16 protein-coding genes and 2 pseudogenes are annotated in these 16,135 nt (G+C 67.8%); 11 read left to right on the top strand and 7 right to left on the bottom strand.

Features of this window, described 5'->3' with window-relative positions:
- From A6A27_RS18840 to A6A27_RS18825, 4 genes are all read left to right on the top strand, one after another.
- The coding region (locus A6A27_RS18840) for a helix-turn-helix domain-containing protein (protein WP_143194067.1) at positions 1 to 615 on the top strand (615 nt) is incomplete at its 5' end.
- Between the two features lie 88 nt (positions 616 to 703).
- Positions 704 to 1,894, top strand: coding sequence for an ISAs1 family transposase (locus A6A27_RS18835; protein WP_083672696.1), 1,191 nt, complete (start codon positions 704 to 706; stop codon positions 1,892 to 1,894).
- Complete coding sequence (locus A6A27_RS18830; RefSeq protein ID WP_083672699.1) at positions 1,878 to 2,054, top strand: integrase core domain-containing protein; 177 nt, start codon at positions 1,878 to 1,880, stop codon at positions 2,052 to 2,054. The genes A6A27_RS18835 and A6A27_RS18830 overlap by 17 nt, the downstream gene beginning before the upstream one ends.
- A gap of 106 nt (positions 2,055 to 2,160) precedes the next feature.
- Positions 2,161 to 2,943: an IS5/IS1182 family transposase gene (locus A6A27_RS18825; RefSeq protein WP_073835924.1), complete on the top strand. Its 783-nt coding sequence runs from the start codon at positions 2,161 to 2,163 to the stop codon at positions 2,941 to 2,943.
- 104 nt (positions 2,944 to 3,047) lie between these two features.
- On the opposite strand, the gene A6A27_RS18820 is transcribed toward A6A27_RS18825, so the two are convergent.
- The gene (locus tag A6A27_RS18820) at positions 3,048 to 3,851 is read right to left on the bottom strand and encodes a maleylpyruvate isomerase N-terminal domain-containing protein (protein ID WP_073835923.1); all 804 of its coding nucleotides are present in this window, start codon (positions 3,849 to 3,851) and stop codon (positions 3,048 to 3,050) included.
- 732 nt (positions 3,852 to 4,583) lie between these two features.
- Here A6A27_RS18820 and A6A27_RS45995 point away from each other — a divergent pair.
- A pseudogene (locus tag A6A27_RS45995) lies at positions 4,584 to 4,694 on the top strand (transposase); the annotation flags it as partial.
- A 311-nt stretch (positions 4,695 to 5,005) separates the two neighbouring features.
- Positions 5,006 to 6,013, top strand: coding sequence for an RNA polymerase subunit sigma-70 (locus A6A27_RS18810; protein ID WP_073835922.1), 1,008 nt, complete (start codon positions 5,006 to 5,008; stop codon positions 6,011 to 6,013).
- Positions 6,014 to 6,062: 49 nt separating this feature from the next.
- On the opposite strand, the gene A6A27_RS44280 is transcribed toward A6A27_RS18810, so the two are convergent.
- The 3 genes from A6A27_RS44280 to A6A27_RS18800 form a co-directional block, all read right to left on the bottom strand.
- Positions 6,063 to 6,215, bottom strand: a complete 153-nt coding sequence (locus A6A27_RS44280) for a hypothetical protein (protein ID WP_158074011.1) — start codon at positions 6,213 to 6,215, stop codon at positions 6,063 to 6,065.
- Between the two features lie 117 nt (positions 6,216 to 6,332).
- The gene (locus A6A27_RS18805) at positions 6,333 to 6,896 is read right to left on the bottom strand and encodes a dihydrofolate reductase family protein (RefSeq protein WP_073835939.1); all 564 of its coding nucleotides are present in this window, start codon (positions 6,894 to 6,896) and stop codon (positions 6,333 to 6,335) included.
- A 318-nt stretch (positions 6,897 to 7,214) separates the two neighbouring features.
- The gene (locus A6A27_RS18800) at positions 7,215 to 7,658 is read right to left on the bottom strand and encodes a DUF6069 family protein (protein ID WP_241825336.1); all 444 of its coding nucleotides are present in this window, start codon (positions 7,656 to 7,658) and stop codon (positions 7,215 to 7,217) included.
- Between the two features lie 363 nt (positions 7,659 to 8,021).
- On the opposite strand from A6A27_RS18800, the gene A6A27_RS18795 reads away from it, so the two are divergent.
- The 5 genes and pseudogenes from A6A27_RS18795 to A6A27_RS18780 all read left to right on the top strand — a co-directional run bounded on the left by A6A27_RS18795 (position 8,022) and on the right by A6A27_RS18780 (position 11,408).
- Positions 8,022 to 8,384 (top strand): YciI family protein, encoded by a 363-nt coding sequence (locus tag A6A27_RS18795; RefSeq protein ID WP_073835921.1) that lies wholly within the window; start codon positions 8,022 to 8,024, stop codon positions 8,382 to 8,384.
- A gap of 23 nt (positions 8,385 to 8,407) precedes the next feature.
- The gene (locus A6A27_RS18790; RefSeq protein WP_073835920.1) at positions 8,408 to 9,619 is read left to right on the top strand and encodes an RNA polymerase sigma factor; all 1,212 of its coding nucleotides are present in this window, start codon (positions 8,408 to 8,410) and stop codon (positions 9,617 to 9,619) included.
- Between the two features lie 84 nt (positions 9,620 to 9,703).
- Positions 9,704 to 9,882 (top strand): annotated as a pseudogene (locus tag A6A27_RS47540) (IS1380 family transposase); the annotation flags it as partial.
- Positions 9,883 to 9,942: 60 nt separating this feature from the next.
- Complete coding sequence (locus A6A27_RS18785) at positions 9,943 to 10,533, top strand: carboxymuconolactone decarboxylase family protein (protein ID WP_073835937.1); 591 nt, start codon at positions 9,943 to 9,945, stop codon at positions 10,531 to 10,533.
- On the top strand, positions 10,530 to 11,408 hold the full coding sequence (locus A6A27_RS18780) for an RNA polymerase sigma-70 factor (protein ID WP_073835919.1): 879 nt from the start codon (positions 10,530 to 10,532) through the stop codon (positions 11,406 to 11,408). Before A6A27_RS18785 ends, A6A27_RS18780 begins: the two co-directional genes overlap by 4 nt.
- A gap of 221 nt (positions 11,409 to 11,629) precedes the next feature.
- Here the strand turns inward: A6A27_RS18780 and A6A27_RS18775 are convergent, their stop codons facing one another.
- From A6A27_RS18775 to A6A27_RS18765, 3 genes are all read right to left on the bottom strand, one after another.
- Positions 11,630 to 12,364: a hypothetical protein gene (locus A6A27_RS18775; RefSeq protein ID WP_158074010.1), complete on the bottom strand. Its 735-nt coding sequence runs from the start codon at positions 12,362 to 12,364 to the stop codon at positions 11,630 to 11,632.
- A 339-nt stretch (positions 12,365 to 12,703) separates the two neighbouring features.
- A complete protein-coding gene (locus A6A27_RS18770) occupies positions 12,704 to 13,270 on the bottom strand; it encodes a hypothetical protein (RefSeq protein WP_073835917.1) in 567 nt (188 codons plus the stop codon).
- Positions 13,271 to 13,443: 173 nt separating this feature from the next.
- A complete protein-coding gene (locus A6A27_RS18765) occupies positions 13,444 to 14,409 on the bottom strand; it encodes a hypothetical protein (protein ID WP_073835916.1) in 966 nt (321 codons plus the stop codon).
- Positions 14,410 to 16,135 lie beyond the last annotated feature (1,726 nt).

Genomic DNA, 16,135 nt, shown 5'->3' with positions numbered 1-16,135 from the left:
CAGCCGTTACACCACTTCCAGGGGCTTGACCCGGCGCGGCGGCGGGGTCGCCCACCGGTCACGGCCGAGGTGCGCCAGTTGGTGCTGCGACTGGCCCGGGACAATCCGACCTGGGGGTGCCGGCGCATCCAAGGCGAGTTGGCTGGCCTGGGCTACCGGATCGCGCCGAGCACGATCTGGGCCATCCTGACCAAGGCCGGTGTCGGACCGGCACCGCGGCGGGCGGGACCGACCTGGACCGAGTTCCTCACCGCGCAGGCCAAAGGCATCCTGGCCTGCGACTTCCTACGCGTGGACACGATCGGCCTGACTCGCATCTACGTACTGTTCCTCATGGAGTTCGCCACCCGACGGGTCCACGTGCTGGGCGCCACAACCAATCCGACCGGGCAGTGGGTGGCGCAGCAGGCCCGCAACCTGATGCTGGACCTGGGGGAGCGGGCTAACCGGTTCCGGTTCCTGATCCGGGACCGGGACACCAAGTACACCGCCATGTTCGACACCGTGTTCCAGGCCGAGGGCGTCGAGGTGCTCCTGACACCCCCGCAGGCAGGGGCTTTGCGTAGTCGCATGAGGGTGTTGCTGACCTGGGCGTACGCGGTGTCGCTGGCCTGATTGGAGGGTGACGTGGGACGGGTGCGGTCCCGTCGGTGATCATGGAGTTGCTGAGACAACATGACACCGAGAAGGACCACACCCGCGCATGTCATCATCGCTGATCGACGTGATCCGTCAGCATGCCCCTGCCCCGTCCGGTACCGCGCCCGCTGTTCGTGGGTCGTATGGCCTGTTGGCGGCCCTGGCGCGGGTTCCTGACCCGCGTGACCCGCGAGGGATCCGGTATCCCCTGGCGAGCGTGCTCGCGGTCGCGGTGTGCGCGGTGATGGCCGGGGCGAGCACGTTCGCCGCGATCGCCGACTGGATCGATGATCTCGATCCGCCAGCGTGGGGTCGGCTCGGGTTCACCGGCCGGGTGCCGGTGCTGACCACGGTGTGGCGGCTGCTGGTCCGCGTCGACGCCGAGACGTTGACGGCGGTCCTCGCTGACTGGCTGTGTTCCCGGCTGTCGGCGCCGCCGCCGGTGCGGCGGGTCATCGCTGTTGACGGCAAGGTGGTGCGGGGTGCGGTCCTGCCCGAGGGGCGGGTTCACTTGCTGTCGGCCTACGACACGTCGACCGGTGTGGTCTTGGCGCAGGTCCAGGTCGCGGCGAAGTCGAACGAGATTCCGGCGTTCGCCCCGCTGCTGGAGCAGGTCGCGGCCCGGTTAGGCGGCCTGGCGGGTGTGGTGATCGTCGCGGACGCGCTCCATACGCAGGTCGCTCACGCCCGTACTGTCGCGGCTGCCGGCGGGCACCTGTACGTGTCGGTCAAGGCCAACCAGCCCACGTTGTTCGCCCAGCTCAAGCGGCTGCCGTGGGCGGACGTGCCGGTCGGGGACCAACACCGCGACACCGGGCACGGCCGCCGTGAGACCCGTACCGTCAAGGCGTTGACCGTCCAGACCCCCGGCGGCATCGGGTTCCCCCACGCCCAGCAGGCCGTTCGGATCACCCGCACCCGCACGGTGGCCGGCAAGCGCACCCGGGAGACCGTCTATCTCGTGGCGTCACTGCCCGCCGCTCACGCCCAGCCTGCTGACCTGCAGAAATGGGCCCGCCTGGAGTGGCATATCGAGAACCGGCTGCACTGGGCCCGCGATGTGACCTTCCGCGAGGACGACCACCGGGCCCGTACCGGCAACGGACCCGCCGTGGCAGCGGTCCTGCGCAACACCGCGATCGGGTTCCACCGCGGCAACGGCCAGACCAACATCGCCAAAGCCACCCGCCGCGCCAACCGCCGCCCCCACGACCTCATCGCCACCGTGACCAGCAGTTATCCAACTACGCAATGACCCTGCCCCCGCAGGCGCCCGCGCGAACGCCTTCGCGGAGCGCTGGGTACGCACTGTACGGCGGGAATGCCTGGACCGGATCCTGATCTACAACACCCGACATCTGCTCGCTGTCCTGCCCGAATACCTGGTGCACTACAACGAGCCCTTTTCATCGTGATCGTGCTGGTCACGGCGGGCGTGGGTAACCCGGAGATCGATGAAGGCGAGGCTCCAGGTAAGACAGCAGTCGACCAAGATCCGATGCCCCGACCGGGAGCCTCGCCGTGCTGTCTTACCCCGCCACGATTCCGCTGTCCAGTCGAACCCTGAGCCACCTCGCCGAGTGCATCCGCGGCCACCGTCGGCAGCGTCGATCCCGGTGGCGGCGTCTGGACCCCGGTCGGCAAGCCCTGCTCACCCTCGCCCACCTGCGCAACGGCGACACCTACACCCGCCTCGCAGCCGGGTTCGGCATTGGCGTCACCACCGCCTGGCGCTACGTCCGCGAAGCTGTCGACCTGCTCGCCGCGGCGGCCGACGATCTGGCTACCGCGATGGACCGCATCCGCAAGCTGGCATACGCGATCCTCGACGGCACGCTGATCCCGATCGACCGGGTCGCCGACCAGAGGCCCTACTACTCGGGAAAGCACAAGCGGCACGGCGTGAACGTGCAGGTCATCGCGGACGCTGCGGGTCGCCTGGTCTGGGCATCGGCTGCGCTGCCCGGCGCCATTCATGACCTGAGCGCCGCCCGCGTACACGGCATCATCGACGCGCTGAGCAGCGCCGACGTGATGACGTTCGCAGACAAGGGCTACCAAGGAGCCGGCGGGAGTGTGCGCACGCCGTTCAAACGCCACCGCTACCGGCCGAAGCTGTCCCGCAGGCAGAAGGCCGTCAACCGCACACATGCCCGTGTCCGCGCCCGCGGCGAGCGCGCCATCGCCACGCTCAAGACCTGGAAACTCCTGACCAAGCTGCGATGCTGTCCCCGCCGCGCGACCGCGATCGTGCAGGCCATCCTCGTCCTGCACCGCGTCGAGACCAGCCGCTACTCAGGATGAAAGGGCTCAGTCCCTCGCCGACACCGCCCGGCCGCGATCCTGCAGGCGATCCTGGTTCTGCACCACATCGAGAACCGGCCTACGCAGGATAAATGGGATCGTTGTTACAGGGACGGGTCCCAGGCGATCAACTGATCGAAGATGCGATGGTCGCCTTCGAGCTTCAGGGAATCCAGCGGTATGCGGCCGTAGAACATCAGGACGAGGTCACTGGCCGTGCCCTGGGCGGAGGCGTCCGCCGTGTCCGGGCCCTCGCCGGCAGCGGGCTCGCCGAGGCGGGTGACCCGTGCCCCGTCGTCCGACAGCCGGAGGCGCCAGGAGCGGCCCTCGGTGGCGTGGTAATCGACGACGGCGGGCTGGTGTGGCCAGGCGACCGTCGTTGCGCAGAGGGTGAACTGGCAGTCGTCGAAACCGTCGAGGGCGACCTCGTCTGGTAGCGGCTGCGGGGCACCCACGGTGAGCTGGGCGTCGTACGTGTACACCGCGATCTCGGGGACCTGGCGTCGCGCCCATGCGCCGGAGGTTTGTGGTGACGGCGAATCGTCCCACCACGTCCAACAACCGCGGTCCGGGCCGGCCTCGCGCAGCGTGCTCGTCAGTTGCTCGATGGACTCGGTCCACCAGGTCAGCAGTGCCTCGCGTTCCCGAGGCGCACCCGTGCCGTCGTCCCAAGCCGACTTTTCTGGGGGCGCGTCTGCAGGCCCTGCGGCGACGACGGCGGCTGATTTGCGGCGGGCCATGCCCACGTGTTGCACGAACTCGAACAGCGTCCGCCCGGGAGAGGCATGCGGATCGCTGGTCAGAACCGGCACGTCGAGGCTGGGCGCTGCGGCGACCGCAGCGCGGAAGGCGGTCGACCGTTCGTCAATGAGCCGCAGATGATCAGAGAACGTCAAAATCTTTTGCACTCCGGCTTTCTACCAGTGTGCTCCGACAACCGGACAGCGATTTTCGCAGCCGACGCGGCGGGCGCCGTGACACTGGCGCGCCAGGGTTCCACCTGCCGTGACCTGCACCGTCACGATGAAAAAGGCTCAACCAACATCGTCCGCATCAGGGCCGCGGACAACGTCCACCCGACCGAGACACGGTCCCAGCGCCGGTAACCGACCTGGGCACCGTCCGAGTACGGCGCAGGAAGGTGGTCCACGGTTTGATCAACGAGTATGAGCAGGCCGCGTAGCCGAAACCGAATTCTCGAACGGCACAGGCTCGACGATTGAAGCGAGTTATGAGGTTTCTACTTGGTGGCAAATCTTCCAGCATTTCTGCTGAGGAGGCACTCCAAATTGGTCGTCAACACTGCATGGAGTCTGGATATGAATGGATCGAACCGGTCGTGGTAATCGAAAGTATTCGCTACTATACTTTGCGAACGAACGCAAACTATCGAGGTGGGAACCTTTGGGTTCGCATCGCCAAAAAGGACGGGAGAGTGCTATCCTCTGCTTTCGCTCGCCGCTAACCCTAATGTGAGCCCCTGAGAATGTTGGATCAGTGACCGGTCGGTCATAGCCTGGAGTGAGTGGTCCGCACTCCAGGCTATGACCGCGTTCGACCAGGTCGAGATCGTCACCCTGGAATACGTCGACTGGTACAACCACCGCCGTCTTCACAGCTGGTGATGAAGCACTACCCCGGCCGAGTTCAAGGCTGACACGGTCGCGTTGTACCGGTCTCGGCCGGGGGTGACGATCGGGCAGGTCGCTGACGATCTGGGTGTCAGCCGGGAGACGTTGCGCAGTTGGGTACCGATACTGGCGCTGGCGGAGAGAGCAGCCCTGGTCATGATCAGGTCGCAGCGAGCCGGCTGAGTGCGGAAGGATTCAGCCAGTTCCGGACCCTGATGGCCCTTGAGTAGCAGGCGCCGGAAAGCAACGCTTAGCCGTGCTGGCCCTACCTCGACATCGAAGGCGTTCCCGACCCCGGAGCACCTCCCCTGGATCGACCCCACCCATCCGGCCTGGCGAATGGCCCGGTGTCCGTGGCTTCGCCGATCAGAAATCCTCCGCCACGTCGTCAGTTCAGTTAGCACTCTCGCACCGGTGGAAGGATTAACGACATGACCGACGCCAGACGGCTTGGCGCCGCCGAGGCCACGTTCATCGCGGCGGTCCGCGCGGACGATACCGCGCGGTTCGCGCTCCTGACCGAGCGCCACCGGCGTGAGCTGCAGGTGCACTGCTACCGGATGCTCGCGAACTACGAGGACGCCCAGGACATGACGCAGGAGACGTTCCTGCGAGCGTGGAACAAGCGGGAGTCGTTCAAGGGCCACGCGGCCCTGCGGACCTGGCTGTACCGGATCGCGACGAACGCCTGCCTCGACTTCCTGAGGAAGCGCGACGACCGCGCACCCGTACCGTCCGAGCTGCCGGACCCCGACTCCGAGGTGCTGTACCTGCAGCCGTACCCCGACCGGATGCTCCCCGAGGACCCACAGGAATCGGTGGTGGCGCGGGAGACGATCGAGCTGGCGTTCATTGTCGCCGTCCAGCACCTGCCGCCGCGGCAGCGGGCGGTGTTCATCCTGCGCGACGTCCTCGGCTGGCCGGCGTCGACAGCCGCCGAAGCCCTCGAGCTGACCGTCGCATCAGTGACCAGCGCACTGCAGCGGGCCCGTGTGACGATGCGCGAGCAGCTGCCCGACCGCCGCCTCAACTGGCGGAGCCCCGCCATCCATGAGCTGTCGAATGACGAGCGCGGCGTGGTGAAGTCGTACATCGAGGCCCATGAGCGCAACGACCTTGACAGGCTGATGTCCCTGCTGCGCGACGACCTACGCTTCGCGATGCTGCCCGATCCGGGCACCGTGACCACGACGGCCAAGGACGCGGTCAACGGCTGGCTCTCCGGTGGGCTCTTCCAGCGCGGCCACGACGACTGGCGCGGTATCACCACGACGGTCAACCGCATGCCTGCCGCCGTGCTGTACCTGCGCAACCCCGACGACGCCGAGTACCGGCTCTTTGCCATCGCGGTCCTGCACATCGTCGATGGGAAGATCGCCGAGCTCACCGGATTCGACGCCGCCGACAAACCATGGCTGGACCTGCCACCGACACTGTGATCACACATGTCCCCATCGTCGATAAGTCCAGCGCACGCTGTCACCGAAGTCACTGCGGAATGAGCACCCCAACTGCCTGAACACCACGCGACAACGCGAACACCACCGCCCCGCCGGCGTTGCCGGCGGGGGCATCTTCATGCCCGAAGAACATCGTCACGATCAACGACGCCGTCGCCCTCATCTCCAGCAAGTCGGTCAACAGCTCACTCGGAACGCAAGGAAGGGCCGGGGAAAGTTCCCTCAAGGTCGAGGGGCACGGTGAGCACGCCAGGAAGGATTTCGTCCTGGCCTCACGAGCCCAGGAAATGGCCCGTGCTCATCGCCTCGTCTCGTATCGGGTCAGTACCACGCCGTCGGGAAACGTCCGCGTCTCCACCAGGTTCAGGTTCACCCAGCTGTCCAGGGCCGTGAAGAACGGCGTGCCGCCGCCCAGCAAGGCCGGTGCGGTAACCAGCACGTACTCGTCGATCAGGCCGGCCCGCATGGCCGCTGCGGCAAGTGTGGCGCCGCCGATGTCCATGGGGCCGCCGTCCTCGGCCTTGAGCCGGGTGATCTCGGTGACCGCGTCCCCGGTGACCAAGCGGGTGTTCCAGTCCACCGTGCTGATCGTCGAGGAGAACGTCACCTTCGGCATGTCCCGCCAGCGACGGGCGAACTCGATCTGCGCCGGTGTGGCGCCGGGCTGCTGGTCGGCGGTCGGCCAGTGGGAGCTCATCGTCTCCCACAGTCTGCGCCCGTACAGCGCCAGGCTGGTCGCCCCCACCCGGTCGGACCACCACTGGAACAGCTCGTCGCTCGGTACGCTCCAGCCGAGGTCGTCGCCGGGCGCGGCAATGTAGCCGTCCAGGCTCAGGTTCATACCGAAGATCAGTTTCCGCATCGTGCCAGCCTCCCGTAGGTCGATCTCACACGTACAGACGGGCACGGCGCGGAAACCTAATCGGTGCGCGATCTGCGTCCGCAGGTAGTCGTCGCCATCGGACTCGGCACGGCGCACTCGGCTGGGCTCGAGCACTACTACTCGCTCTGCGGCACGGGGACCGGTCTTGAATACGCCGTGAGCCCCTCGTGCGAACGCGGCCATTTACCCTTCCGCCACGTCGTCTGCGTCTTTCACCACCGCAGCTGCGGTTGTCTCTGAGCGGGATGGACTGAAGACATCGACCTGGCGAAGGGCAGTGGCACGGTTCGAGCCGGGTCAGCGTGTGGGGGCGAGCCGCCCCGCCAGGGTCGGCACCACGATCGCGGCGGCGACGGTGTGCAGCGTGATCAGGGTTGCTGCGGAGCCGGCGTCGAATCCGAACGTGAGGTCCGGGACGATGGACAGCGCGGTCAGGGCGACCGCTGTCCGCACGAACGTGCGCCGCGGCCGGCGTGCCTTGCGCGCCATGACGGCGGCGATGCCGACGCCGACGAGCGAGAAGAGCAGCGTCAGCTGCGCGAACCCGGCGATCGGGATGCTCGCGCCGGTGCTGTCGGCGAACGAGATCCCGGCGGCCGACGCGACTGCCGCGAGGACGGTCGTGGTGGCCGAGGCGACGACGGCTGCGGCGACGCCGTGCTTCCACACCGGCTGTCGCTCGGTGGCCGGGGTCGGCGCGTTGGGGGTCATGCGGGTGGGGACCTGGGTGGTGGTGGACATGTCGGGCTCCGTTTCCTCGGCAGGTCGCCCGGTGCGACCCGCTCACACCCATTCCACGAACGGGCGGGTCCGGATTCGACAGGTCGCGAGAAGAAAGTTCTACGGGTCGATGCGCGGTGACGCAGCGTCGGGACGGGCCGGCGCCGGACCCGGCCGTGACGCCGGCGCAGCAGTCCGTCGGGTACGCCCTACACGAAGGCGCGGCTGAGCACACGAACGTCCTGTGCTTGGCGCAGGACGTTCGGTTGGCCGACGAAGAACACGATGGCAAGGTTTCCGGGGCAGGTTGTCGTATCGGCAGGACGCCGTTCGTGGTGAGGTGGAAGGCAGTCATCGGGACCGCCGGAACTGAGGAGAAGTGGGATGACGCACTACCTGCTGGCCGTGCACGGCCCCGCCGAGATGGACGAGTTCGGTAACTACGGCTCCAAGGAGGAGATGGAGGAGGCGTTCGCCGCGACCGGCGCCTTCAATGACAAGCTGCACGCCGAAGGCTACTGGGTCTTCGCCGGTGGGCTTCAGCCGGCGTTGACGGCGACCGTCGTCGACGGCCAGGGCGAGACGCCGGTGATCACCGACGGCCCCTACCTCGAAACCAAGGAGGTCATCGGGGGCTTCTGGGTCATTGACGCACCCGACCTCGACGTGGCGCTCAAGCTCGCGGCCGAGGGGTCCAAGGCGTGCCGGGGCAAGGTCGAGGTCCGTCCGTTCGACGGCCTCGCCTGAGCCAGCGCGACCGGCGACTATCCATGCAGCCCGCAACGGCGGCCGTCGAGCGGGTCTTCCGCGAGGAGTACGGCCGCCTGATCGCCTCGCTCGTCCGCCGCTTCGGTGACATCGACATCGCGGAGGAAGCGGCGGGCGAGGCGCTCGTAGCCGCGCTGGAGAATTGGCCGGAGTCCGGCGTACCTCCCAACCCCGGCGGCTGGCTCACCATCACCGCGGGCAACCGCGCGATCGACCGGATCCGCCGGGAGAAACAGCGCGACGCCAAGCATCAGGCGGCCATCATGTACCACGACGACACGCCCCACGAGCCCACCGGCCCAGTCGAGGACGACCGGTTGCGGCTGCTCTTCACCTGCTGCCACCCGGCGCTGGCACCGGAAGCGCGGATCGCGCTGACGCTCCGGCTGCTCGGTGGGCTGGCCGTGGCCGAGATCGCGCAGGCGTTTCTCGTGCCCGAAACCACGATGGCGCAGCGGATCACCCGGGCGAAGAAGAAGATCGCGTCGGCGAAGGTGCCCTACCGGGTGCCCGAGGCCGCCGACCTCCCCGAGCGGCTCGGCGGCGTGCTGGCGGTGCTGTTCCTCGTCTTCAACGAGGGCTACCTCGCCACCGGCGATGGCGACCCGATTCGAGCCGAGCTCACCGGCGAGGCAATCCGACTGACGCGGATCCTCCGCCAACTGCTCCCCGAGGAGCCGGAGGTGGCCGGTCTGCTCGGGCTGCTGGTGCTCACCGAGGCCCGGCGTGAGGCCCGCGTGCGCAATGGGCAGCTGGTCCCGCTCGATGAGCAGGCCCGCGCCGGCTGGAACCGCGCCCTGATCGACGAGGGCCACGACCTGGTCCGCGAGTGCCTCGCGATCAACCGACCCGGCCGCTACCAGATACTCGCCGCGATCAACGCCGTCCACACCGACACCCCCACGGCGCCGGACACTGACTGGTCACAGGTCGTCGCGCTGTACGACCAGCTGACCCGGCTCGACCCGTCACCGATCGTCGCACTCAACCGCGCGGTCGCGGTCGCCGAGCTGGACGGCCGGGAGGTCGCTCTCGCCCTGGTCGACCGGCTGCCCCTCACCGGCTACCACGCATGGCACGCCACACGCGCCGACCTGCTCCGCAGACTCAGCCGCAGCGCCGAGGCGAAGGAGGCGTACGACGCCGCGATCGCCGCCACCCAGAACTCCGCCGAGTGCGCCTACCTGAGCAGGAAACGCGGCGAGTTGGTCTGAGGAGTCCTATCACTCGGCATGGGACCGACGGAGCCAGGCGTTGTCGGGCTGGTGACGCTCCTGGCAGTCGGAGGCTGCGCCCCGGCCGCGGTACTTAAGTCGGCCGTGGACGTCTGGTCACCGTGCGCTTGGACGCCAAGGTCAAGACCGCGATCTCCTCGATCCCCGAGGAGGCCTGGACCACGATGGAGTACACCGACGCCGTCTACGACGAACAGACCAGCCGTTTCTCCCGCTCGATGTCACATCCGCGGCCCGGCCGGTGTCTTCATGCCGTGACGATCTACCAACCCGTCGGCAAAGCCGCCGACACAGGAGGAGACATGGAGCACACGACCCGCATCCCTCCGGCCGAGATCACCGGCGTCAAGGGAGCGCTGATCAAGCGGATGATCGAGAAGAAACTGGGCAAGGTGCCGACGGCGGTGGGCGTCTACTGGCACAACCCCAAGGTCCTGTTCGCCAGCTTCGGCCTCGGCGGCAAGCTGCAGAAGTGGGACGCCTGCGACGAGAACCTGAAGTCGTTCGCCCACATGGCGGTCGCGTCGCTGGTCGGCTGCACGTGGTGCCTGGACTTCAACTACTTCGAGACCCGCAACAAGGGGCTCGACGTGGACAAGGCGCGCGAGATCCCGCGGTGGCGGGAGGCGGACGTCTTCACTGCGCTGGAGCGGGACGTCCTGGAGTACGCCGAGGCGATGAGCCAGACACCGCCGACCGTGACCGACGAGCTGGTGGACCGGCTGCACGCCGAGCTGGGATCTCCCGCCGTGGTCGAGCTCACCTCGGTGATCGCGTTCGCGAACATGAGCACGCGTGGCAACGTGGCGCTCGGCATCGAGTCCGACGGCTTCGCCGCCGCGTGCGGCTTGAGGCCGTTGGCCGAGCGACCGGGAGTAGCGTCCGCGTCATGAGCGAGGACCCCTTCGTCGCCCACCGCAGCCTGCTGTTCACCGTCGCCTACGAGATGCTCGGCTCGGTCGCTGACGCCGAGGACGTGGTGCAGGAGACCTGGCTGCGGTGGGCAGCCTTGGTCGACGCCGAGCGCTGCGAGGTCCGGGACCCCCGGGCGTACCTCGTGCGGATCGTGACCCGGCTCTGCCTCAACCGGCTGCGCACGCTCGCGCGGCAGCGCGAGGAGTACGTGGGCGAGTGGCTGCCCGAGCCCCTGCTGACCAGCCCGGACGTCGCCGAGGACGTCGAGCTCGCGGAGAGCGTGTCGATCGCCATGCTGGCGGTACTCGAGACGCTGCTACCGACGGAGCGCGCGGTCTTCGTGCTCCGCGAGGTCTTCGACGTGCCGTACGACGAGATCGCCGAGGCGCTGGACAAGTCGCCGGCGGCGGTGCGCCAGATCGCGACGCGGGCCCGCAAGCACGTGGCGGCGCGCCGGCCGCGGATGTCGGTAAGCCGCACCGAACAGGAGCAGGTGGTCGAGCGGTTCCTCGCCGCGCTGACCACCGGCGACGTGCCCGGACTGCTCAAGGTGCTGGCTCCCGACGTGCTCGTCGTGGGCGACGGCGGCGGCCTGGCCCCGACAATCCCGAAGCCGGTCCGCGGGGCCAAGAAGCTCGCCCCGGTGATGGCCCGCTTCGCCGAGGTCGCGCCCGGCGCCAAGGCTTTCATCGTCGACCTCAACGGCGGCATCGCGGCGCGCATCGACCCCGGCGGCGAGAACGACACGGCCGTGTCGTTCGTCATCGAGGACGGCCGGATCACCCAAATCTACGCGATCCGCAACCCGCACAAGCTCGAGCGGCTGGGCGAGGTGGCCGAGCTTCGACGGTGAGTCCCGGCTTACGCATGCTCGCATCTGCCGCCGAACGGGCGTCAGGGGCCGCACCTGCGAGACCGACCAGTCAGCCGACCGCTCGTGGTCGATGTTAGTGCGCCAACTGCGGCGTACAGAGTGATCCCGGTTTCGTGACCTTTGCCGGTGCGTCCTGATTGTTGGGCATTTGGCTTGGTTCTGAGGTGGTCGGACGGCGGCGGGATCATTGCGGGCCCCGGCTACCGCAGACTCCTGGCCAGGTCGAACACCTCGGACAGTTGCTCGCCGGTCAATTGCCGGGCATCCCAGGCCACCCGGGCAAGTTCAACGTGGTTGCGGGGTAGACGTGGATCGGTGGCCGCAGCAACCCCGGCAACGGCCGCCAGGTCATCGTCGGGAATACCCAGGACGGTGGCGAATGCGGTCACGTACTGCGGCGTCAGCCGCGTACGGCCGGGTCCCAGCATCGCCATTGTGGAGCACGACACCATTGGCCCGTCGCCGATGAAGTACAACACCTTCGGGCTGTACGGCCCGACGTTGCGGTTCCGCAGTAGCCGCAACATCATCTCGCCAGGCCCGAGCGGGTAGGTGTAGCGCGGCCACGCTGGCGGATGCTCGGGTAGCGACCGGACGAACTCGTGCAACCGGCGCAGCGACTGGGGCGCCAACTTGGCCGCCAGTTCCAGTGCCGTCCCGACGTGCCAAGGCCCGGTACCGCTGGCAGGCACCAGATCAGGCGGCAGTTCGAGCCCGGCGACCACGAACAGATCGGCCGTGTGCAACCCGAGCGTCGGCGCCAGCCGCCGCACCAGCGAAGGACTGGCCGCGCCGCCGGTCAGCCGTGGGTGGCCGCTCAGGGCGTCTCCACGCATTGGCTGCGGCACACCACCCTCACCTGGGTGGAACGCCACTTCGGCTACGGCATCGCGCGTGCCTACGCCGGCCACACCGACAGCCCAGGATTCCACCACCACCTACATCAAGGCCGACCTCCACGCCGTCGCTGACGCACTGTCGGCGATGACCGGCCAACCACACCCACTCGCCACGACGGGAGGAACCTCGGCTCCCTGACCGGCGACCACTGGCCGTTGACCGGCTTTCCCGGATGAGGTTTTGTCGCTTCGTGTGGCCGGTGGGGGAGCAGCCCTGGACTCCGCCGCACGAAGCGACGGCCTGGTCGCGAGCCGAGGATCAGCTCTTGCCGGCGCCGGGGCTCGGCTGGGTGGTGGGATCGGCCGATCCGCTCGGTACGTGGGCCGGAGCGCCAACGATCTAGCCTGCCTTCACGGTGGTGCAGGTATGCCAGTTCACGAGTCGCTGTCGTCGCCGAGGAGAGGGCGGGCCCGGAGGAGCGCTTCGTCCTGGACAGCAGTGCTGGCCGCGACGGCGTTGGCGGTGAACGCCTCGATGGCGCCCAGGTGCTCCGGTTGCAGCCCGAGGCGGGGCGAGGGCGCGATCAGCAGCGCTCGGCCGGTTCGGGTCAGTTCCTCGTAGATCGGTCCGCTAGTGGGCACCTCGGTGTCATCGGTCCAGACCAGGTGCCGTCCTTGGTTAAGGACGGCACGGGCAGCGTCCAGCTTCGCGGCTGGAGCTGTGGCGGCGGAAACCTCGTGGTACCAGGAACGGTCCAACCGGGGCAGGCCGAAAAGCCGTTCGATCTGCTCGGCTTCGGCACACCAGGTGCTGCACCAACGAATGTCGGCATGGCCGATTCGGTGCAGCAGGCGGATGCGCTCGATCAACGCCGGTGCCCACCGCATGCGGTAGGCAGTTGCACCGGAGTAGGCGCTGCCGCTACGCGTGGCGGCACCCCACCCCGGCCGTGCGACGTTGACGACTCCGTCGACGTCGAGCAACCACACCGGTCGGCTCATCAGTCCACCTCAGCGTTGCTTTCCTGGTCTTCGCTGCCGACGGCGGTATCGCCGCAGCCGCAGTTTGACCTGATGGTTGTGCTCGGCATGCCAGATCACCTCGCGGTCATCGTCACGCCGATGTCGGGCAGTGCGGCGTCGCGAGTTGGGTTGACGCCGTATCGGTTTAGCGGTCAGCCGCGGATCAGGGCGACGACCTCGGCAAGTTCGTCGGTGGTGACGCGGGCGTCGAGGATGGCTGCGATGCCGCCCGAGTTCCACTTTCGGAGTTGGTCGACGTCCTGCCCGGCCGCTCGCATGCGCTCCTCGACGAACCAGTACCGGTCGACCCGGTCGGCCAGCGTGGCCCGCCCGGCGGCGACGTCAACACCGGGCACCGCGCCCGTTCCGCGGCACGCGCCGACCTGTCTGCCGAGGTCGTCGCCCCACAGCTCCAACTCCCAGCCCGGCCACACCCCGGACCACTTCTCGGCCAATCCGACCAACGGTCGGATGGTCCACAGCCCGGCCCGACGCCGCGCCAGGTCGAGGTGCAGCCCCGCCGTCGGATGTGTCGAGCACGCAGTGACGAGGTCGCGTGGGCCGAGCCGGTCCAGCAGGCGCGGGCCGAGCAGCCACGGCGGGCAGGACTCGAAGGGCAGGGCGTACGCCCGGCACCCGCCAGCGTCGGCAACGCTGACCAGGTATTCCACCGGGCCGTCTGGCCGCTCGCCGCCGTCGGGGTATAGGCCGTTCCACCACGTGGAGTCGCTGCGCACCTGTTCGCGGCCTTCCCCGAGGTACGCCGCCAGGTCGGCGATCCCGTCGTACGCCCAGCTCACCGTCCACCCGCTCCAGGTGCGCCGGTACGCGTCGAGCAGCCCCGCGCGGTAGGCGTACCGCCAGTCGAGGGACACCTGTCCCAGTTCGGTGAAGAGCAGCAGGTGCCGGGCGTCAACGTCGATGAGCACTGCGCCTTCGCAACTCAGGTCATCGAGCCAGAAGTCGTCCCGGTAGTCGTCGAGCTGAGCGAGCCAGCGAAGCGCGATGTCAGGCCCGACAGCGAAGTGATAATCGAGTCCGTAGCCGGCGCCACCGCCTTGCGCGTACCGCTCGCACCGTCCGTCCCGAACGACCACGTAGTTCACCCGGCTGCCCATGGCCGCTGATATTAGGACCCAGGATCCCTCCGAGGCATGGTGGGCTGATTGACGAGCCGCCGAACTCGTTGCTATCTGCCCGGTTGTCTTTGACGTCTCACCCACATTGCCGCCTGTAGCGACTGAGTCAAGCGACGCCGTAGACCCTTCCGGAATACCCTGCCTCGACACATTGGGCCGGTGATCGGCCGACGAAGAACCCAAGGGGTGGTCGCGCGCCCGAGCGATACGAGCAGTCGTTTACGCTCTGTATTGAGCTATCCTTAGTCGCATGAGCACCCATTTCTGTGCCTGGGTGCTACGCGTGGGGGTTCATCTCCCCCCTTGAACACGAGCCGTAGCAGCGGAACCAGGATTCGGCTGTTGCGGTTATCGGGGCGTGAGTTGTAGGTCGCCATGGATGACGACCATAGGATTCATGGCCGACCTCGGCCCTCCGACATGAACTCGCACGGCAGTTGCCGATGACACCCCGCGCTGCTCGTCTCGCTAGCGGCAGGGGAGTCGATGGTGGCGGGGGAGTGGTGCGACGACTCCTTTACTCGGCCGGTTTATGCTTCGTGCGACCTGGGCAAACGTGCGTGAGCATGCCGCTGGGCCACCGGACTACTGGGGTCAAGGGGTCGTTGGTTCAAATCCGGCCGTCCCGACAATGAATGGGTTCCCGCAGGTCAGCGACTTGCGGGAACCCTTTTCCGATTTCTGTAGGTCGATTCCACGGCGAGCATGCCGCTGTTAGATCCCTTATCTCGGCGGTCTACTGGCTTGATTTGGCTGGGCGTCTGCGGTGGATGGCCTGGTGTGTCGCGTGCGCCAGCGTCATGGTGTTCGTCGGTGGGCTCCTTGACGAGCGAGCAATTATGGACAAATGGGTGCCTCGGCCGTGGTGGTGGCAGGGTGTCCGGGAGTCGGTGGTCGACCTGCTTCCGTGATTGGAACGACTTGACTCCACAGCGGGCCAATTCTGTACGCCCACCTGCACGGCGACCTACTGGGGCGGCCAAGTCCATGGTGAGGGCGGCAGGGGACAAGCGACACCTACATCTCGACCCGCACCACATGGTGGGCGGCTCGAATGTTTGCGGCTGCGTGCTTCTCGGACTGCCGGCGTTCAGCTTGGCTCGTTGCGGGGACCGCTGACCAGAACGTGAGCTGAGAACGCTCGCGTCGGCGTCGCGGAGCACCGCGACGATGTGACCGAGTGCGCCGACCAAGGCACCAGCCCCAGCGGTCGAATAGCCCGCCGGTGTCGAGGGCGGCGAGGGCGCCGACCGCCATGGACGGCGTAGACCAGGTGGACTTCGGCCAGCGGCACCAGGCCCGCCTCGACGAATCCGGTGGAGCGGCCGGGCGAGATACGGAGTAGTGGGAAGAGTGGGGCTGGCCGCCAGTCGCGCTTGATCGGTATCCGGTCGCTCCTGGAAAGCCCCGAGCACGCAGTAGTCGAGGTGCCCGCCGCGCATCACCGCGAACGAATCGGCGTGTCGCGCGCGACGACCCTGCGAGCTCGCCGTATGGGCAAAGGCGGTTTCCATCGCGGACTACGCCGAGGGCGCTGACCTGTGCGGGGGGATCGCTCCGCCAGCGACCAGATGCCGCTGATGATCGCGATGCCATCGTTTAGTTGGCTGTTGTGGCGGACCAGGTCAGCGGCACGCCAGCCGACGGCCATGTCGGGGCCCGCCTTGTCGTGTAGATCATGAGGGACCGGTGTTGTCCTCTACGA

The organism is Micromonospora sp. CB01531 (genome assembly GCF_001905095.1).
GTDB lineage: Bacteria > Actinomycetota > Actinomycetes > Mycobacteriales > Micromonosporaceae > Micromonospora.
Note: the sequence above shows the minus strand (reverse complement) of the source record. Positions and strands in the feature narration are given on the sequence as shown.